Origin of the sequence: Shewanella hafniensis (assembly GCF_019655335.1) — a bacterium.
In the GTDB taxonomy this organism is placed as follows: domain Bacteria; phylum Pseudomonadota; class Gammaproteobacteria; order Enterobacterales; family Shewanellaceae; genus Shewanella; species Shewanella hafniensis.
Map to the genome: position 1 here is coordinate 1 of NZ_BPFD01000203.1, position 630 is coordinate 630.

A 630-nucleotide genomic window follows, 5' to 3' on the forward strand; every position below is an offset into this window, starting at 1 on the left:
GAAAGAAGAAGAAGGAAGAAGAGAGAAGGAAGAGGAGAGGGGGAGAGGAGAGGGGGAGAAGAGAAAGGAGAAAAGAGGAAGAAAAAAGAGAAGGAAGAGGAGAAAGAGAAGGAGGGAAAAAAAGAGAGAGGGGAGAAAAAGGAAAAAGGAGAGGGAAGGAAGGAGGAGGAAGAGAAAAAAAAAAGAAAAGAAGAAAAAAAAAAGGGAGAAAAGGAGAAGAAAAGGAGAAAAGGGGGGGGAAAGAGAAGAGAGGAGAGAGAAAGAAGAAAGGAAGAGGGAAAAAGAAGAGGAAAGAGAAAGGGAAGAGGAGGAGAGAGGGGGGAAAAGGAGGAGGGAGAAAGGAGAAGAAGGAAAGGAGAAGAAAGGGAAAAGGAAGAAAGAAAGGGAAAAAGGAAAAAGAAAAAGGGAAGAGAAGGAAGGAAAAGAGAGGAAAGAGAAGAAGGGAAGAAAGGAAGAAAAAAGGAAAAAAGAAGAAAAGGAAAGAAGGGAGGGGGAAAAAGAAAAGGAAAGAGAAGAAGGAAGGGAAGAAGAAAAGAAAAAGAAAAGGAGGAGAGGGGAGAGGAGAAGAAAAGGGAGGGAAGAGAGGGGAGAAAGAAAGAAAAAAGAGAGTGGGATAGTGGTTCTCCTACT

The 630-nt window shown here is 42.5% G+C and carries 1 protein-coding gene; it reads left to right on the forward strand.

The window, feature by feature from the left end; all coding sequences use genetic code 11:
- On the forward strand, window positions 1–630 hold a 630-nt coding region (locus K5Q99_RS23140; RefSeq protein WP_220778135.1), incomplete at both ends, for a hypothetical protein.